This is a genomic window from Bradyrhizobium sp. 137 (assembly GCF_023074095.1).
Lineage (GTDB): Bacteria > Pseudomonadota > Alphaproteobacteria > Rhizobiales > Xanthobacteraceae > Bradyrhizobium.
The window spans coordinates 404,660-423,248 of record NZ_JADPKU010000053.1 but is presented as its reverse complement, the minus strand read 5'-3'; the positions used below and the strand labels follow the sequence as shown (position 1 = coordinate 423,248).

The 18,589-nt window shown below is 64.2% G+C and carries 17 protein-coding genes; 10 read left to right on the top strand and 7 right to left on the bottom strand.

The genetic code is table 11. The annotated features are described in order from the left end of the window. The first annotated feature begins 62 nt into the window (after window positions 1-62). Window positions 63-1,364 (top strand): sorbosone dehydrogenase family protein, encoded by a 1,302-nt coding sequence (locus IVA78_RS15900; protein WP_247466343.1) that lies wholly within the window; start codon window positions 63-65, stop codon window positions 1,362-1,364. Between the two features lie 4 nt (window positions 1,365-1,368). On the opposite strand, the gene IVA78_RS15895 is transcribed toward IVA78_RS15900, so the two are convergent. After that, window positions 1,369-2,193: an aspartate dehydrogenase gene (locus IVA78_RS15895; protein WP_247466341.1), complete on the bottom strand. Its 825-nt coding sequence runs from the start codon at window positions 2,191-2,193 to the stop codon at window positions 1,369-1,371. A gap of 142 nt (window positions 2,194-2,335) precedes the next feature. Here IVA78_RS15895 and IVA78_RS15890 point away from each other — a divergent pair, with 142 nt between their 5' ends. Continuing rightward, window positions 2,336-3,409 carry a tartrate dehydrogenase gene (locus IVA78_RS15890; RefSeq protein ID WP_247466339.1) on the top strand — a complete coding sequence of 358 codons (1,074 nt, stop codon included), beginning with the start codon at window positions 2,336-2,338 and terminating at the stop codon, window positions 3,407-3,409. A gap of 155 nt (window positions 3,410-3,564) precedes the next feature. Here IVA78_RS15890 and IVA78_RS15885 read toward each other — a convergent pair whose 3' ends face one another. Then, entirely contained in the window at window positions 3,565-4,506 is a 942-nt protein-coding gene (locus IVA78_RS15885) for a LysM peptidoglycan-binding domain-containing protein (protein WP_247466336.1), read from the bottom strand. Window positions 4,507-4,687: 181 nt separating this feature from the next. Further along, complete coding sequence (locus IVA78_RS15880) at window positions 4,688-5,167, bottom strand: MarR family transcriptional regulator (protein ID WP_247466332.1); 480 nt, start codon at window positions 5,165-5,167, stop codon at window positions 4,688-4,690. 99 nt (window positions 5,168-5,266) lie between these two features. Here IVA78_RS15880 and IVA78_RS15875 point away from each other — a divergent pair, with 99 nt between their 5' ends. Beyond that, complete coding sequence (locus IVA78_RS15875) at window positions 5,267-6,475, top strand: ABC transporter substrate-binding protein (protein ID WP_247466329.1); 1,209 nt, start codon at window positions 5,267-5,269, stop codon at window positions 6,473-6,475. Between the two features lie 16 nt (window positions 6,476-6,491). Next, a complete protein-coding gene (locus IVA78_RS15870) occupies window positions 6,492-7,670 on the top strand; it encodes a cytochrome P450 (RefSeq protein WP_247466327.1) in 1,179 nt (392 codons plus the stop codon). Here IVA78_RS15870 and IVA78_RS15865 read toward each other — a convergent pair. Next, complete coding sequence (locus IVA78_RS15865; protein ID WP_247466324.1) at window positions 7,667-8,386, bottom strand: hypothetical protein; 720 nt, start codon at window positions 8,384-8,386, stop codon at window positions 7,667-7,669. The two genes, IVA78_RS15870 and IVA78_RS15865, sit on opposite strands and share 4 nt — an antisense overlap. 289 nt (window positions 8,387-8,675) lie before the next feature. Between IVA78_RS15865 and IVA78_RS15860 the strand changes: the two genes are divergently transcribed. The 4 genes from IVA78_RS15860 (at window position 8,676) to IVA78_RS15845 (ending at window position 12,533) form a co-directional block, all read left to right on the top strand. Beyond that, window positions 8,676-9,599, top strand: a complete 924-nt coding sequence (locus IVA78_RS15860) for an ABC transporter ATP-binding protein (protein WP_247466320.1) — start codon at window positions 8,676-8,678, stop codon at window positions 9,597-9,599. Further along, the gene (locus tag IVA78_RS15855) at window positions 9,596-10,357 is read left to right on the top strand and encodes an ABC transporter permease (protein ID WP_247466319.1); all 762 of its coding nucleotides are present in this window, start codon (window positions 9,596-9,598) and stop codon (window positions 10,355-10,357) included. The genes IVA78_RS15860 and IVA78_RS15855 overlap by 4 nt, the downstream gene beginning before the upstream one ends. 340 nt (window positions 10,358-10,697) lie before the next feature. Beyond that, window positions 10,698-11,480: a L,D-transpeptidase gene (locus tag IVA78_RS15850; protein ID WP_247466316.1), complete on the top strand. Its 783-nt coding sequence runs from the start codon at window positions 10,698-10,700 to the stop codon at window positions 11,478-11,480. Between the two features lie 129 nt (window positions 11,481-11,609). Continuing rightward, entirely contained in the window at window positions 11,610-12,533 is a 924-nt protein-coding gene (locus IVA78_RS15845) for a glycerophosphodiester phosphodiesterase (RefSeq protein ID WP_247466313.1), read from the top strand. Between the two features lie 134 nt (window positions 12,534-12,667). Here the strand turns inward: IVA78_RS15845 and IVA78_RS15840 are convergent, their stop codons facing one another. Beyond that, window positions 12,668-14,947 (bottom strand): fused MFS/spermidine synthase, encoded by a 2,280-nt coding sequence (locus IVA78_RS15840; protein ID WP_247466310.1) that lies wholly within the window; start codon window positions 14,945-14,947, stop codon window positions 12,668-12,670. A gap of 268 nt (window positions 14,948-15,215) precedes the next feature. Here IVA78_RS15840 and IVA78_RS15835 point away from each other — a divergent pair, with 268 nt between their 5' ends. Beyond that, window positions 15,216-16,826 carry an NAD(P)/FAD-dependent oxidoreductase gene (locus tag IVA78_RS15835; protein WP_247466307.1) on the top strand — a complete coding sequence of 537 codons (1,611 nt, stop codon included), beginning with the start codon at window positions 15,216-15,218 and terminating at the stop codon, window positions 16,824-16,826. A gap of 271 nt (window positions 16,827-17,097) precedes the next feature. Here IVA78_RS15835 and IVA78_RS15830 read toward each other — a convergent pair whose 3' ends face one another. After that, a complete protein-coding gene (locus IVA78_RS15830; protein ID WP_247278481.1) occupies window positions 17,098-17,262 on the bottom strand; it encodes a Flp family type IVb pilin in 165 nt (54 codons plus the stop codon). A gap of 154 nt (window positions 17,263-17,416) precedes the next feature. Between IVA78_RS15830 and IVA78_RS15825 the strand changes: the two genes are divergently transcribed. Beyond that, window positions 17,417-18,304, top strand: coding sequence for a 50S ribosomal protein L11 methyltransferase (locus IVA78_RS15825; protein ID WP_247466304.1), 888 nt, complete (start codon window positions 17,417-17,419; stop codon window positions 18,302-18,304). Between the two features lie 67 nt (window positions 18,305-18,371). Here the strand turns inward: IVA78_RS15825 and IVA78_RS15820 are convergent, their stop codons facing one another. Next, window positions 18,372-18,551, bottom strand: a complete 180-nt coding sequence (locus IVA78_RS15820) for a hypothetical protein (RefSeq protein ID WP_247449882.1) — start codon at window positions 18,549-18,551, stop codon at window positions 18,372-18,374. Window positions 18,552-18,589 lie beyond the last annotated feature (38 nt).

Here is an 18,589-nt window from a genome sequence, read left to right as displayed (position 1 = left end):
GCCCCGCACAGGTTGACGTCCGAGCCGCCAGCCAGTTGGATGCGCGCAAACAGGGGCTTCTCATGACGTTTTCAGGCATCTTTGCGCAGTTCGTTGCGCTCCTCGGCGGCATCGCGCTGCAATGGCGGAAGCTATCGGGCACCGAACCCGCACCCGCCTGGGGAGAGAAGCCAGCGATCCCCGAAGCCAAGCCGCAAGGCACGATCCCGACGCTCAAGATGCCGACTGCGCGCGGCTGGAGCGCGGGCCAGAAGCCGTCCGTCGCGCCCGGGCTCCAGGTCAATGCGTTTGCGACCGGCCTCGATCATCCGCGCTGGATCGAGGTGCTGCCCAATGGCGATGTGCTGATCGCGGAAGCGACGCAGATCGCCAGCCCTCCGCGCACCGTGTTTCACTACGCGATGCAAGCGACGATGCGGCGCGCCGCCGCCCTCGGCGTTTCCGCCAACCGCATCACGCTGCTGCGCGACAGGGACGGTGACGGCGTTGCGGAGGTTCGCGGCGCCTTCATGGAAAACCTCAGCCAGCCGTTCGGCATGGCGCTGGTCGGCGACACCTTCTATGTCGGCAACACCGACGGCGTGATGGCGTTTCCCTATGTCGCGGGCGCCGATCGCATCACTGCGCCGGGCAAAAGGCTCACCAATTTCAAGCCGGGCGGCCACTGGACCCGTAGCCTGCTTGCGAGCCCCGACGGCAAGAAGCTCTATGCCGGCGTCGGCTCACTCAGCAACATCGCCGAGATGGGGATGGAGGTCGAACAAGGCCGCGCCGCGATCTATGAGCTCGACCTCGCCGCCGGCACGCATCGCATTTTTGCGGCCGGCCTGCGCAATCCGGTTGGCCTGGCTTGGGAGCCCACGACGGGCGTGCTCTGGACTGTCGTCAACGAGCGCGATGGGCTCGGCGACGAGACACCGCCGGACTATCTGACCTCGGTGCGCGACGGCGGTTTCTATGGTTGGCCCTATTGCTACTGGGGCAAGACGGTGGACGACCGCGTGCCGCAGGATCCGGCGATGGTCGCCAAGGCACTTCAACCGGACTACGCGCTCGGCGGCCACACCGCTTCGCTCGGCCTGTGCTGGATGCCCGCGGGCACCCTGCCCGGCTTCCCCGACGGCATGGTAATCGGCCAGCACGGCTCGTGGAATCGCAGCAAGCTGTCCGGCTACAAGGTGGTGTTCATCCCGTTCGAGAACGGTCGTCCCTCCGGCCCCGCGCGCGACATCCTGTCGGGCTTCCTTGCGCCCGATGAGAAGGAATCCTACGGCCGCCCGGTCGGCGTCGCGATCGGCCCCGACAAGTCGCTATTGATGGCCGACGACGTCGGCAACGTGATCTGGCGCGTGACGGGCGCTTAGAGGATCACGTCCCAACGCAGAGCGTAGCGCGCTGCTTGCGCAGCAGCGCGACCACCGACAGCGCCGTGATCAACCCCGTCTTGGGATTTTCGGACGGGATGTTCTCGATTCCCATCGAGAAGCGTGCGGAATCTGCCTCGACCTCGATGCGGTGAACGTTGCGCGTCACGGTCGGGTCGGCCCAGATCTGCACTTGGGTGCGATCCGGCCCGACGCCGGCAAGCGACAGCGCGACCGCGACGTTGAGATTGGCCGGGAAACCCTTTGCGGCCTCGCGCGCGCTGCCTTCGAACAGCTTGAGCGGCTCGCGCAGCTTGTCGATATCGATGCTGTTCTCGAGGATGAACGGCGCGCCCTTCAAGCCGTCGATCGGCTTGCGCGTCACCATCTTCACCGAATGAATGGTGCCGATTGCGGCCGCGTTGACGGCGTCGAGCCCGATCAGCGCGCCGGTCGGCACGATGATGCGGCCGCCATTGGCGCGGGCGACATCGACGAGATCGAAATTGTCGAGCAGCCCGCCGACGCTGACCACGAGCGCGGCCTTGCCGCGCCTGACCGCGGGCTCGACGATCTCGCGCAGATGCCGGCTCGGTGCACATTCCACCACGATGTCGGCGGCATCGCCGAGCGCATCAATCGACAGCACGGATGGCGCCCGGCGCAGGCCGCTGAGAAACGCCCGATGCTTGACGGGATCGCGCACCGCCACCGCCGACAGTGTCAGTCCCTCGATGCCTTGATCCAACGCAGATGCGATCTTGGTGCCGATCGAGCCCAATCCCGCGATGGCAATCCGCAAATCGCTCGAAGCCTTATGTTCGGTCATCGCATCCCACTTTCTGGCTGGATTGATGTCATAGCGTATCGTTTTCTGTATAAGCCAGTGCGAATTGAGCTCGCCTTACCGATCCCCGGCATGGCGTGGACTGTGATCCGCCGCCGCAATCCCACTGATACGGAGTATTCTCATGCGCACCCATTCGATCGCAGCCATCCCCGCGGACGGGATCGGTCCCGAGGTCATCTCGGCCGGAATCCGCGTGCTGGAGGCTCTGGCAAAACGCAGCGGCGACCTCGCCTTCAACGTCAAAACGTTCGACTGGGGCTCGGACTATTACAAGAAGCACGGCGTTATGATGCCGGCCGATGGGCTTACCGAGCTGAAAAAATTCGATGCGATCTATTTCGGCGCGGTCGGTGCGCCTGACGTGCCTGACCACATCACGCTGTGGGGGCTGCGCCTGCCGATCTGCCAGGGCTTTGACCAATACGCCAACGTGCGGCCGACAAAAATCCTGCCGGGCGTCGCCTCGCCGCTGCGCAATGTCGGCGTCGGCGATCTCGACTGGGTGATCGTGCGCGAGAATTCGGAAGGCGAATATGCCGGCATGGGGGGCCGCGCCCACAAGGGCCTGCCGGAAGAGGTCGGCACCGAAGTCGCGGTCTTCACCCGCGTCGGCGTCACGCGGATCATGCGCTATGCGTTTGAGCTCGCGCGATCGCGCCCGCGCAAGCTGCTCACGGTCGTGACCAAGTCGAACGCGCAGCGCCATGGCATGGTGATGTGGGACGAGATCGCGGCCGAGGTCGCCGCTGATTTTCCCGACGTCAGCTGGGACAAGATGCTGGTCGATGCCATGACGGTGCGCATGACGCTGCATCCGAAGAGCCTCGACACGATCGTGGCGACCAATCTCCATGCCGACATCCTCTCGGATCTCGCCGGCGCACTGGCGGGCAGCCTCGGCGTGGCGCCGACCGGCAACATCGATCCGCAGCGCCGCTTCCCCTCGATGTTCGAGCCGATCCACGGCTCGGCCTTCGACATCACCGGCAAGGGCATCGCCAATCCGGTCGCAACGTTCTGGACCGGCGCGCAGATGCTCGAGCATCTCGGCGAGAAGGATGCGGCGAGCCGACTGATGGCCGCCGTCGAGCGCGTCTGCGCAGCCGGCGTGCTGACGCCCGATGTCGGCGGCAAGGCGACGACGAAGGAAGTGACGGATGCCGTGATCGACGCGATCCACGGGTCGAACGTCTGATCGCCACTCTCCGTGATGGCCGAGCTTGTCCCCGGCCATCCACGACCTTTTCGTGCGGCACCAAGAACGTGGATGCCCGGGACGAGCCCGGGCGTGACGAATTTGCGGAACAGCCGGACGCTCAATGAATGCTGCTTTCGCAGCGATGATGCGCTCTACCTCCGCCCCGCGGGAGCCGCCGGCGGCGTCGCCATCGCGGCGGCCGGCGCCGGAGGGGTGAGGTGGCGCGGAACGATGATGGTCTGGCCCGGGACGAGCTGCGCGTTCTCCGGCAATGAATTGCTCTGCGCGAGCGACCACAGCGGCACGCGGTTGGCAGCGGCGATGCTCTCCATGGTGTCGCCGCGACGAACCGGCAGCCGAACTCCGCTATCCCACAACTCGACCAGTGCATCGCCGGGCACGAGATAGCGCAGCGGCACGGCATCAGCCTGGGCCTGCGGTGGGATGCGCGGCAACTGCGTCACCATCTCGACGATCTGGCGATGGATGTCGTCGGACTTCTCGATGTTGATGTGCGAGACGCGCGCGTTTTCCTTCAGATCATAGCTCGCGTAATGGCCGCGAAAACCGGGCACCGCCACGACATCGCCGCCGCCCAGCACGCTGTCGGACAGGAAGATGTTGATGAAGCGCTCGACATTGAGCGGGACGTCGCCGGTCGCATGCGCGGGATCGATGGCGATGACGAGGCTGATCGGGACGTTCTCCTTGGCCGCCATCTCGGAGATGACGATCGAGCACAGCCCGCCCATGGAATGGCCGACCAGCACGATCGGTGCCGCCTTCTCCTTGTAGCTGGCGATGACACGGTTGCCGATCAGCCGGCACAGGGTGAATTCATAGACATCGGCCGAGAAGCCGGCCTGGGTCAGTTTCTCGCCGAGCCGGTCCATGCCGGTCGAGAAGATCGGGCCCATGGCACCACGGAACAGGTAGACCTTCGGCGGCGGCAATGGCTCGAACGGCGGCGGCGGCGGAGCGGCGAGGACGGCCGCGGGGGCCTTGGACTTGGCCGGTGAGGCCGCGGCCACGCCGCTGCTCATGGCGAGCAGCGCAACCGCGGCCAGCGCGACTAGTCGCCTCAAATGAATCATCAGTCCACCAGTCCCAGCACGGAAGGCAACAACCTCCCTGCCGGGCTTACTGACCACCGATTGGGTGGATTTTGGGGCATGGGAACCGGCTGCCGCCCCTTGCAAATCCATCGAGCCGCCGCGTATCCGCGGGCGATAACAGGCTTTGGGACGATCGGCCTCAGGCCGGCATCGCGAGAGGCTAAAGCGGCAGAATCCGGTTCAAGAGGTCGAGCAGCGTGCGCTGCTCCGCCTCGCTGAGCGGCGCCAGCATCCTTTCATTGTAGGGCTGCGCCAGCCTTGCCCCCTCCTGAATGAGCTTTGCGCCCTTTGGCGTCAGCATCAACTCGACGGCGCGGCGATCCGACTTCGAGCGGTTGCGCTTGATGAAGCCGGATGACTCAAGCTCGTTCAGGATCTTGATCAAGTTCGGCAGACGCAGGCGGAGCAGGCTGGCAAGGCTGCTGGGGGGAACGCCGGGATTATCGCGAATGACGACGAAGATCGCATAGGTCGCCGGCGTCAGGCCCAACGCGGCGAACTCCTCGTAGAAGCCTTCGAAGAACTTCAGCTGCGCCAGGCGCAGCATGAAGCCGGGTGTCCGCTGCAGCGCCTGGAGATCCAGCGATGTCTCCAATTGCTGAGCGGACTTCGCTCCGGGTTTTAGCGCTTTCGAGCTCATGATCCTCGATCCAAAGCCAGCCGAATTGACACCCTCAAAAATAGCTATAAAATATAACTATTATTGAGCGGCACCAAGACCGCACATGGGAGGGAGACAATGAACAGCAAATTCCTGCATAAACTATGCATGTTGGCGGCGATGCTGATGGCCGCACCGGCATTCGCCCAGGATGCCGTGAGAATCGGCATCCTGAACGACCAATCGGGTCCGTTCGCCAGCTATCAGGGAATCGGCTCCGTCGTCGCCGCCAAAATGGCGGCCGAAGACTATGGCGGAAAGGCCGCCGGCAAACCGGTCGAGGTCGTCGCAGCCGATCATCAGAACAAGACCGACATCGGGATCGGCATCGCCCGGCGCTGGTACGAGAATGAGGGCGTGGATGCGATCTTCGACATTCCGAACTCGTCGATCGCGCTCGCGGTAGCCGGCATGAGCGCCGAGAAGAACAAGGCCTTCGTCGGATCGGGCGCCGGAACGGTGCTGCTGACCGGCGAGAAGTGTGCGCCGAACACCGTGCACTGGACCTACGACACCTATGCCTATGGGCGCGGCCTCGGCAAGGCGATCGTCCAGCAGGGCGGCAAGAAGTGGTTCTTCATCACTGCCGACTACGCCTTCGGCCATGACCTGGAGAAGCAAGCCGCGGAGGCTGTAAAGGCCTCCGGCGGCGAGGTGCTCGGCAGCGTGCGGCATCCACTCGGAACGGCCGACTACGCCTCATTCCTGCTCCAGGCCCAGGCGTCGGGCGCGAACGTCATCGGCTTCGCCAATGCCGGCGACGATACCATCACGTCGATGAAGCAGGCCGCCGAGTTCGGGCTGACCAAGGACCACAAGCTGGTCGGATTGATTCTCGGCATGAACGGCCTGCCCTCGCTCGGCCTGAAATTCGCGCAAGGCGCGCAGATCATGAATCCGTTCTATTGGGATCTGAACGACGACACGCGCGCTTTCGCCAAACGGTTCGCCGAACGCATTCCCTCGAAGGCCTATCCGAACGACATGCAGGCCGGCGTCTATGCCTCGGTCATTCATTATCTCAAGGCGGTCAACAAGGCCGGTGGCGCCAAGGACGGCAAGGCGGTCGTCGCGGCGATGAAGGAAATGCCGACCGACGATCCGCTGTTCGGCAAGGGCTACATCCGCAAGGACGGACGCAAGATCCATCCGCTCTACCTCTTGCAGGTCAAGGCTCCCGACGAGTCGACCTCCTCCTGGGATCTGCTGAAGGTGGTCGCCACGATCAAGGGCGAGGACGCGTTCCGCTCCGAGAGCGACGGTCAGTGCCCGCTGGCGAAGCAATAGCGGTTCGGAGCTGACCATGAGCGGCATTGCATCGAGTCCGGTCGACCCGTTTGCGCCCGACTTCCTGATCGACCCCTACCCCTCCTATGAGGCGCTGCGCGCGCTCGGGCCTGCGTTCGCACTGGAGCGTTACAGCGTGTGGGCCATGGCAGGCTATGCCGAGGTCGAACCAGCCCTGAAGGACTGGAAGACGTTCATCAGTGGCGAGGGCGTCGGGCTCCACGGCATGAACCCGGCACTCCCGAAGCCGCTGACGCTCCAGATCGATCCTCCCGACCACGATAAAGGCCGGCGGGTTCTCGGCCGTACGCTATCTCCGGGTGTCGCAAGAAAGCTGCGCGAGACGTTTCAGCGGGAAGCAGAGAAGAAGGCGTCGGAGCTGATCGACAAAGGCACATTCGATGCCGTAACCGATCTCGCCGAAGCCTATCCCATGAAGGTGTTTCCGGATGCGATCGGCATCAGGCCGGATGGCCGTGACAAGCTGCTGGCCTGGAGCACGTTCGTGTTCGACAGCTTTGGCCCTGATAACGAGATGCTGGCCGCATCGCGGAAGGAAGGTCTCGCCGCCCAAAGCTGGATCATGGAATGCTGCGCGCGAGATGCGCTACGGCCCGACGGGCTCGGCATGATGATCTACCAAGCGGCCGACGAGGGCGAGATCAGCGAGCACGAGGCAACGCATTTGGTGCGGCCGTTCCTTACCGCGGGGATCGACACCACCGTCAACGGAATCGGCAACACCCTGCTTGCGCTAGCCACCCATCCGGATGAATATCGCAAGCTGCATCACAAACCGGAGTTGGCGCGCAATGCTTTCGAGGAAGGACTGCGCTACGATTCACCGGTGCAGACGTTCTTCCGCACCACCTCGCGCGATGTCGAGATCGGCGGCGGCGTGATCCCGGCGCATCGCAAGGTGCTGCTGTTCATGGCTTCCGCCAACCGCGATCCCGCACGCTGGGACAGAGCCGACCGCTTCGACGTCGAGCGGGTTGCGACGGGCCATGTCGGCTTCGGCGCCGGCATCCACGCCTGCGTCGGCCAGATGATCGCGCGCCTGGAAGGCGAATTGATCTTCAGCGAGCTCGCAAGGCGCGTGAAGACCATCGAGCTCACGGCAGAGCCGAGGCGCAGGCTCAACAATGCGCTGCGCGGCCTTGCGAGCATGCCGGTGCGGGTGACGGCGGCCTAGTTCCTGGCCGGAGCCGTTGCCGCCGCCGAGCGCGCTGACCGCGGCACACCGGGCTCCGCAACCGGCACAGCCGGGGCGCGCGAGCGCATGATCGCGGCGTTGATTTCCGCGATGACGCGGCGCTGGATCGCCTCGTTCTTGTCGATCGAGATGTGGCCAACACCGGTGCCGCGAACATCGACATTGTCAAGCTTGCCCCGCAGGCCAGCCGCGGCCCGCACCGGCTCGCCGGGACCATCGCCGATAAAGATGTTGATGTAGCGCTCGGCGCCGGTCGAGAGCTTGGTCTTGAACACGGAGTCGAGGCCTATCGCGAGCTTCACGGGAACACCGAGCTGGTTCAGCTTGGCGATCATGTCCGGCAGCGCGGTCGCGCCCGAGGAATGGCCGACCAGGATGATGGTCTTGAGGCGGCCGGCCTTGTAGGCGATCGCCGCTTCATCGGCGAGCGAGGACCACGAGACGAAGTTGGCGACGGTCACCGGGACGCCCTGCGCCTGGAGCCGGGCGCCAATCGTGTCGAGCCCGAGCGAGAAGATGTTGAGCACGCCACGAAGCAGGTAGACATGCGTGGTCGCTGCCGCTGCCTGGCTCGGCGCGGCCTTGGCGCCGGTCGGGCTTATGGCAACAGCTGACAGCAGAAGCAGGCCCATCGCCCATGTGCGGAGGGCGGACAACTGGCTGGCGCCAGCGGTGTGACGGCCGTTCGGTCTCATCGATGTTTTCCCTGGGGACGATACGCTTCGCGATTGGTCGGAATCGTAGCCACGGCCTGCTCGCAGACGCAACAAAGAGCCGCGTGAGCGACAATCTTAGCCGCGCTCCGTGACCATCGCGCAACACTCGCCTGAAACCTGCCACCGAAGGGCCTGTTTTGAGACCATTTTTCTCTGAGCAATTGCGACCCGGCAACGGCGTTCCTATCTCATGGCTCCGCTGACCCGCCCTCCCGGGACGGGTTCCAGCCTCTCTCCCCAGCCTTTGCCCCTTAGCCTTGCGGCCATCATGTCCCCTATCATTTCCCTCGCCAATCTGTCGAAAACCTATGGGTCCGGCTTCAAGGCGCTCAAGAACGTCAGTCTCGACATCAAGCGTGGCGAGATCTTTGCGCTGCTCGGCCCCAACGGCGCCGGCAAGACCACGCTGATCTCCATCATCTGCGGCATCGCCAACCCGAGCGACGGCCGCGTCCTCGTCGCCGGCGAGGACATCCAGACCTCCTACCGCAAGGCGCGCTCTCTGATCGGCCTTGTGCCACAGGAGCTGCACACCGATGCCTTCGAGAGCGTGTGGGCGACCGTGAGCTTCTCCCGCGGCCTGTTCGGCAAGCCGAAGAATCCTGATCACATCGAGAAGGTCCTCAAGGACCTCTCGCTATGGGACAAGAAGGACAACAAGATCATCACGCTCTCCGGCGGCATGAAGCGCCGCGTGATGATCGCAAAAGCACTGTCGCACGAGCCGCAGATTCTGTTCCTGGACGAGCCCACCGCCGGCGTCGACGTCGAGCTGCGCAAGGGCATGTGGGAGGTCGTGCGCGGCCTTCAGCAGTCCGGCGTCACCATCATCCTCACCACGCACTACATCGAGGAAGCCGAGGAGATGGCCGACCGCATCGGCGTCATCAACAAGGGCGAGATCGTGCTGGTCGAGGACAAGACGACCTTGATGCAGAAGCTCGGCAAGAAGCGGCTGACGCTGCATTTGCAGGGCAAGCTCGACGCGCTGCCGCAGAGCCTCAGCCATTATAAGCTCGACCTGTGCGATTCCGGCGCGACGCTGGTCTACGACTACGACACCAAGGGTGATCGCACCGGCATCACCAGCCTGCTCAGCGATCTCCGCACCGCGGGCATCCGCTTCAACGATCTCGACACGACGCAATCGTCGCTCGAGGACATCTTCGTCGATCTCGTGAGGACGTCATGAATCACCGCGCCATCCGCGCCATCTACCTGTTCGAAATGGCGCGCACCTGGCGCACGCTGCTGCAAAGCATCGTCTCGCCGGTGGTCTCGACCTCGCTCTATTTCGTGGTGTTCGGCGCCGCGATCGGCTCGCGCATCAGTCAGGTCGAGGGCGTCAGCTACGGCACCTTCATCGTGCCGGGCCTGATCATGCTCTCGGTGTTGACGCAGAGCATCGCGAATGCCTCATTCGGCATCTACTTCCCGAAATTTACCGGAACGATCTACGAAATCCTGTCGGCGCCGATCTCCTATTTCGAGATCGTGCTCGGCTATGTCGGCGCCGCCGCGACCAAGTCGATCATCCTCGGCCTGATCATCCTCGCCACCGCCGGGCTGTTCGTTCCATTGCATATTCACCATCCGGTCTGGATGCTGGCCTTCCTGGTGCTGACGGCGGTGACGTTCAGCCTGTTCGGCTTCATCATCGGCATCTGGGCCGACGGCTTCGAAAAGCTGCAGATGATCCCGATGCTGGTGGTGACGCCGCTGACCTTCCTCGGCGGCAGCTTCTATTCCATCGACATGCTCCCGGCCGGCTGGCGCACGGTGGCGCTGCTCAACCCAGTCGTCTATCTGATCTCGGGCTTCCGCTGGAGCTTCTACGAGATCGCTGATGTCAGCGTCTCCGTCAGCATCGGCATGACGCTGGCATTCCTGGTGGCCTGCCTGATCGTGATCTGGTGGATTTTCCACACGGGGTATCGGCTGAAGAATTGAGCCTGCCGTCATTCCAGGCGTGCGAAGCACGACCCGGAATCATCGTGCAGCAGAGTTGGTCGATGAATAGATTCCGGGCTCGCCACTGCGTGGCGCCCCCGAATGACGAGGGTGGGGTTACCAATTGCCCCTTTGCCGGCGTTGTGAATGCACGTCCGGCTCGCGAAAATGTCAGCGCTGCCGGGCGCCGTGCGGCACAAAGTGGCCTTGCTTACATCAGGCATGACGTTAACGATGGACAGGCAGGCAACTGGAACCAACGCCGAATGACAGGCATAATGCATGCCGGGGACGGAGAGCCGCGGCGCGTAGCGTGAACAGGCCGGAGGCCGGAAGTCAGATGCGTACATTTTTGATTGCTTTCACATCCCTGATGCTTTTGAGCGCGGGCGCCGCGCACGCCAAGGTCGAGATCACCATCGACAAGGACAATCAGCAGATGACCGTCGCCGTCGACGGCGTCGCGCGCTATCACTGGCCGGTGTCGACCGGCATCCCCTCGCGCGAGACGCCGAACGGCGCGTTCCGCGCCTTCCGCATGGAAGAGGATCACTACTCCAAGGAATTCGACGACGCGCCGATGCCGCACGCGATCTTCTTCACCAAAGTGGGGCACGCCATCCACGGCACCGACTCCGTCGGCCGGCTCGGCTCGCCGGCTTCGCATGGCTGTGTGCGGCTGTCGCGTCAGAATGCCTCGACGCTCTATGCCTTGGTGCAGCAACAGGGCGTGCTCAACACCACGGTGACGTTGACCGGCTCGGCGCAGGTGGCGCTGGCGCGCAATCCGCGCGGCCGTAATCCCACCGCGGTCGCCCGCGCTCCGCAGCCCGAAGAACAATACAGTGCCGCAGGCGATCCCGTGAACTTGACGCCGGCGACGCAGCCCGCCCGCCGCTACATGCCGCAGGACGACAATTACATCTATCCGGCCGACGGCAGCGACACCGGCGCACGCTATCCGGCGCCGCGCTCGGCCAGCCGCCCGCTCTATGACGCGCAGGTCTATCAGCAACAGCAGCCGCGCCCCTATTACGACCAGGGTTATGGCCAGCAGGGCTACTCCTATCAGCCACAGCCCCGGCAGGTTTATCAGCCGCGGAGCTATTATTATCAGAACTGACGCTCGCAAGCTTTCCGCCAACCGCGCTCGGCGATCAGCACGACCAACAAGATTGCCATTCGAGGCACCATGCCGTCACGTGCCACGACGATTCTGCCTGTGCTCTGGACTTTGCTAGCGGGACCGGCCATGGGATTCGACCTCGAGGCGCATCGCGGCGGGCGGGCGCTGCTGCCGGAAAATACCCTGCCGGCCTTCGCCAACGCGCTGTCGATCGGCGTGGACACGCTCGAGCTCGACGTCGGCGTGACTGCCGACGGCGAAGTCGTCGTCTCGCATGAACGCAGGCTCAATCCGGATCTCACGCGCGGCCCCGACGGGGCCTACATCACTCCGCCCGGCATGCCGTTCGTGAAACTGCGGCTCGACGAGGTCAGGACCTACGACGTCGGCCGGATCCGGCCGGACAGTGCGTACGCAAAGCAATTCCCCGATCAGCGCGCCATACCGGGGACACACATTCCCACCTTGAGCGAGCTGTTCGCGCTGGTGCGCAAGTCCGGCAACATGCGCGTGCGCTTCAACATCGAAACCAAGATCGATCCGAACCATCCGGACGAAACGCTCGACCCGCAGGCTTTCGTCACCAGGCTGCTCAGCCTGATCGAGGCCGAACAGTTTTCCGAGCGTGTCATGATCCAGTCGTTCGACTGGAGAACGTTGCTGCTCGTGCAGCAGCAAGCACCGAAAATACCAACCGTGTACCTCACGCTCCAGCGCGGGTCAGGCCAGACGGTGACGCTCGACAAAGCCACCAACTGGACGGCGGGCTTCAGTCCTGCGGATCACGGCGGCTCGCTGCCGCGGACGATCAAGGCCGCCGGTGGCGCGGTCTGGTCGCCTTATTTCGGCGATGTGACCGGGGCGCTCATCTCGGAGGCCCGCGGACTTGGGTTGCGCGTCGTAGTGTGGACGGTCAACAAGCCCGACGACATGGCGCGGATGATCGAGCTCGGCGTCGATGGCATCATCTCCGACAGGCCGGACCTGTTGCGGCAGATCGCCGGCGAGAAGGGAATTGCGTTGCCGGCGGGGACGCCGGTGGCGCCGTAAGGTTTATCCGTCTTCATGGCCGGGCCTGTCCCGGCCATTCACGCGTTCCGTCGTCGTCCGAAGAACGTGGATGCCCGGCACAAGCCCGGGCATGACGACCTCTTGTGGATCTGCGCGCCATACCTTCGCCTGCCCTACTCCCCGTCCCGCAAGCGCCGATACAGCGCACCCAGAATATTGGAATAGTCGTCGGTCCAGACCCGCATCCTGTCGTCAGCTTCGGTCTGCTCCCATGACTTCGAGGAAGCGAGCCTGCCGATGTCCGCCTCCTCCCGCGCGGAGATGACGACGTCGGTCGAGAAGATGTAATCGGAATCGCGCCCGGAATCCTCGTTGAAGACCCAGCTCGTGAGATCGTTGGCATCGGCAATGCCGACCACGACGGTCTCGAGATCGAGATGCCGGTTGGAGACGTGCATCACCACGGCGCCATGCGGGGCGAGCTTGTCCTTGTAGATCTTCATCGCCTCCTTGGTCGCAAGGTGAATCGGGATCGCATCGGACGAATAGGCGTCGACAATGATGAGGTCGTAGGCGCCGTCGGGCTCCTTTGCGAAGGTGAGCCGCGCATCGCCGATCACCGGCTTCATATCCGGCAGGCAGCTCGAGATGTAGCGGAAATTCCTTGGGTCGCGCGCTGCGTCGACCATGGATTGGTCGATCTCGAAGAATTTCCAACTCTCGCCGGGTTCAGCAGCACAGGCAAGCGTGCCGGAGCCGACACCGATCGCAGCAACCTTCAGCGGCGCGCCCTTGCGCTCGCGGATCGCGCTGACCGCCTGACCGATGCCGCCGTCCTTGTGATAGTAGGTGATCGGCTCGGGCCGGCCGACGACCGGCGTGCCATCATTGTTGCGGAAGCGCTCCGCGCCGTGGATCGTGGTGCCGTGCATCAGCACGTGGAAATAGCCGCCGGGCGTCACCACGATCTTGTGCACGCCGAAGAAGCTGCGCACCGTCGTGACGCGTCCCTCGTCTGCGGGATAGACCCGGATCAACGCCAACGCGAGGGCGACGGTCGCAAAAATCTTCCAGCGGCCGGCATTGAGCGTCAGCGCCAGAAGAGCTGCCAGCCCGCCGACGGCACCGGCGATCCAGACGCGATGGTCCTCGAACCAGGTCGAGAGGTCGCCCGTCGTAGTGGAGGGCGCGACGAGCGCCACCGCGAGCGCGGCGAGCGCCGGCCAGTACCATTTGACGATGCCCGCCAGCCGCTCGTTCGCCGACGGCCGGCATAGCGCGGCGAGCGCAATCAGGATCGGGTATTCGGCGATCCACGAGAAGGTGAACGGCGCGACGAGCCCTGCGAACAGGCCGCCGACCATGCCGCCGAACGACAGCGCGACATAGAAGCCGGTGAGATATTTGGCTGCCGGCCGCGTCCGCGCCAGTTCGCCGTGGCAGGCCATGGCGATGAGGAAGAAGCACAATTGATGACCGCCGAGCGTGAGCAGCAGGTTCTGCTCCCCGCCGAAAGCCAGCAGGACAACCACGCCCGCGATCGCGACCGGCTGGAGCATCAGCATCCATTTGTGCGGCAGCAGCGGACGCGACTGGAACACGACGACCCAGGTGAGCAGATACAGGGACAGCGGCAGCACCCACAGAAGCGGTGCCGCCGCGACATCGGTGGAGATGTGCGCGGTCACCGCGATGAGCAGACCCGACGGCACCGCGGCCAGGAAGATCCAGCGCAGCCGCGTCACCAGACCAGGCGCCGGCGCATTGACCTCCTCCGCTCGCGCATCGACCACCGTCAGCTGCGGCGAGCGCAACAGCAGCACGCCGCAGGCAGCGATCAGCAGGATCAGGAGGCCACAGCCGGCGGTCCACAACCGGTTCTGCGTGTGCAGCGTGAACATCGGCTCCAGCAGAAACGGATAGGACAAAAGCGCGAGGAAGCTGCCGATGTTGGAGGAGGCATAGAGGAAATAGGGATCGTGCCCGGCGGGATGGCCGGTGCGGACGAACCAGGCTTGCAACAGCGGATTGTTGGCGGCGAGCGCGAAGAACGGCAGGCCGATCGAGACCACGAAGAGACCGAGCAGCCATACCGCATAGCCCGAAGCGGGCGGCTCGCCATAGGCGGAGGCGATGCCGAGCGGCAGGGTCGCCAACGCCGCGATCAGCAGCACCAGATGCACTGCGACCGGAACGATGCGGCTTTTGACCTGCATCAACAGATGCGCATAGGCGTAACCCGCCAGCAGCAGGGACTGGAAGAACACCATCGCGACCGACCACACCGCCGGCGAGCCGCCGAGCCGCGGCAGCACCATCTTGGTGAACAGCGGCTGCACCGAGAACAGCAAGAGCGCGCTGACGAAGATCGCGGCGGTGTAGACCGTCAGCAACAGCCGGTTGCGCGATGAGGACGGCTGCTCCGTGGCGGCGGGTTGCACGATCGAATCCATGGAAGCTCCGGCAAAAGCGTTTTCCAGCGAAGTGAGCACCGGTTCGCGCGACAGAACGCGTCGGACGATGCCCCCCGGCGGGCGCCGGACGGCCGCAATGGAGCACAAGGCGCCTGAACGGGCAATAAAGGCGCTCCTGATGTTGCGGCGAGGAATGCTTGATATACAGATGCGTACGGGGCGATGCGAAGCATCGAACCTGGAACCTCGAAATTCCGGGTTGCGCTCCGCGCGCCCGGAATGACGGTGGATTGGACTTGAACACTTCATGACAGAAACCGACGTCGTCATCATCGGCGCTGGCCATAACGGCCTCACCTGCGCAGCTTATCTCGCGACGGCAGGTCTGCGCGTGCGCGTGGTCGAGCGCCGCAAGGTGATCGGCGGAGCGGCGGTCACAGAGGAATTTCACCCCGGCTTCCGAAATTCAGTCGCGGCCTACACCGTGAGCCTGCTCAATCCGCAGGTGATCCGCGACTTGAATCTTGCGGAACAAGGCTTGCGCATCGTCGAACGGCGCGCGCAGAATTTTCTACCCGCACCCGACGGCAGCTATCTCCTCACCGGCGAGGGGCGGACGAAGGATTCCGTGGCGCGGCTGAACGCACGTGACGCCGATGCGCTCGACGGTTTCGCGCGCGAGCTGGAAGAGATTGCCGACGTGCTCAGGCAGTTCGTGCTGCGCGCGCCGCCGAACCTGCTTGACGGCTTTGGCACGAGCGCGATCCGCGAGGCCGTGAATGCGTTAAAGACGGCCAACATTCTGCGCGGGCTGACGCTGGAGCAGAGCCGCAGCCTGCTCGACCTCTTCACCCGCTCCGCCGGCGAGATGCTGGACGAGCGTTTCGAGCATGATCTTGTCAAGGCGCTGTTCGGCTTCGATGCCATCGTCGGCAATTATGCCAGTCCCTACGCGGCGGGTTCGGCCTATGTGATGCTGCATCACGCCTTCGGCGAGGTGAACGGCAAGAAGGGCGTCTGGGGCCACGCCATCGGCGGCATGGGCGCGATCACGCAGGCGATGGCGCGCACTGCGCGCGATCGGGGCGTCGCGATCGATACCGACGCGGGCGTGCGCGAGATCATGGTCGAGCGCGACCGCGCGGTCGGCGTGGTGCTGGAGAACGGCACCGCCATCCGCGCCAAATATGTCGCAGCCAACGTCAACCCAAAACTGCTCTATACGCGGCTGGTTGCGGCCGACGCCCTGCCCCAAGACTTCCTCGCCCGCATCCGGCACTGGAAGAACGGCTCCGGCACCTTCCGCATGAACGTGGCGCTGGACCGCCTGCCCTCATTCACGGCGCTCCACGGTCAGGGCGATCATCTCACCTCGGGCATTATCCTGGCACCGAGCCTCGGCTACATGGACCGCGCGTATCACGATGCGCGCGCGCAGGGCTGGAGCCGTGAACCTGTCGTCGAGATGCTGATCCCCTCGACGCTGGACGGCACGCTGGCGCCCGAAGGCAAACATGTCGCGAGCCTATTCTGCCAGCACGTCGCGCCGGAGCTTCCCGATGGAAAGTCCTGGGACGACCATCGTGACGAGGTCGCCGATCTCATGATCGCGACGGTGGACAAATATGCCCCGGGCTTTGCGGCGAGCGTGCTCGGCCGCCAGATCCTCTCGCCGCTCGATCTTGAGCGGCAGTTCGGCCTGTTGGGTGGAGACATCTTCCACGGCGCGCTGACGCTGAACCAGCTGTTCTCGGCGCGGCCGATGCTGGGCCATGCCGATTATCGCGGCCCGCTGAAAGGCCTCTACCATTGCGGCTCCGGCGCCCATCCTGGTGGCGGTGTCACCGGCGCTCCCGGCCACAACGCCGCACAGGTGATCTTGAGGGATCACCGGTCGCTGTTCGGAAGCCGTGGATAGGTCTGTGGACGAGCTGTGGATCGCCTGTCGAGATGCCTGCGCACGGCGGAGCGCCACAGGCTGGTCGATAGGCGGTGGAGAACTACGGGGCCACTGCCGGAAAAGTCCGTGGATAGGCGTCGTACAAGGTGCGGATAACCTGTGGAAACCGCTCGATAGCCACATGTCGCAAAACGACCTCGCCCGCCAGGAGGTAATCCCCCTCGCGGGCGCTGGGTCAAAAACAGCCAATGAAGAAAAGTAGCCCCCGCTGGGAAATGGGAGGCGGAAATTACTTCAAAGAGGTGCTAATCGAACCGAACTTCTCGTTCAGGCTGGTGCCCAGGCTGTTCACCACGGTGATGATCGCGAGGGCAATACCGGCTGCGATCAAGCCGTATTCGATCGCAGTTGCACCGGACTCGTCCGACCAGAACTTCTGAACCATGCGCTTCAAGATTTGCCTCCGTTTCCATTTCAAGCTGTGTTGGCGCCGCCAAACATCCGGAAATTTACGGCATGCGACCTACGGTCCGGTTAATCTGAGAGCTGCAACTTGTGCTGAAAATTGGGACTAAAAACTGCAAAAATTGAACCCGACGGAACCTAGGATGCAGCCCTCCCCTACCCATCGCGCCAGCTTCTCGATCGACAGCGAGGCCGCCGCCAGGCGTGTCGTCGACCTGCTCACCGAGGTGTTTTTCGAGGGAGATGCGGCGGTCGCTGCTTTCGAGCGGCCCGACGGCCAATGGGACGTCACCCTGCATTTTGCCGCCGCGCCGGACCAAGCATGGCTGCGCGAACTCGTTGCAACTTCAGCAGGAAATGAGATCGCACAGACGCTAGCCTTCGATATCGTCGAAGCCAAGGACTGGGTCAAAGCGAGCCTGGAAGACCTCGTCCCCGTCCCGGCCGGCCGTTTCGTCGTGCACGGCAGCCATGACCGCGACCGCGTGGCGGCGAACAAGCTCGCCATCGAGATCGAGGCGGCGCTCGCCTTCGGCACCGGTCACCACGGCACAACGCGCGGCTGTTTACTGCTGCTTGACCATATCCTGAAGAGTTCCCGGCCGCGCAACTTGCTCGACCTCGGTACCGGAACCGGCGTGCTGGCGATCGCAGCCGCGAAGGCGCTGCATCGCGCGGTGCTCGCCTCGGACATCGACCCGCCCTCGGTGCGGGTGGCGGCCGAGAACGCGGTGCTGAATGAAGTTGGCAACCGTGTGCGGGTGATCCGCGCCACCGGCTTCGCCGCGGCGGATTTCGGCAAATGGGGTCCGTTCGACCTGGTGCTGGCCAACATCCTTGCCAATCCATTGCGGCAATTGGCGAGTCCGATGGCGCGGCATCTCGCAGCCGGCGCCTACGTCATCCTCTCCGGCCTGTTAACGCATCAGGCCACCGCCGTGATCGCCGCCTACCGCGCGCGCGGCCTCGTGCCGCTGCGGCACCTGCGCATCGAGGGATGGAGCAGTCTGTTGCTGCGGAAGATGGGGTGACTGGTCGAAGCTGCGGTAGGTTGGGCAAAGCGCAGCGTGTCCACCAACCTCATTCGCGAACGCCCCACTACTCCCCAGGCTTCTCGTCCTGGCGCATCGCGCGCTCGTCCTGCAACGCCCGCCTCGCGCGGCGTTCGGCGAAACGATCGATCATCTGGCTGATGAGGCCGCGCGGCTTCTTCGGTGTCGCCGCAGCCGGCGCGCGGCGCACCGGCGGCGAAATCTTCTCAAACGTGAATGATGGCATCGTGTGTCCCCTCGCCGTTGAGATGAACCACCTGCTCG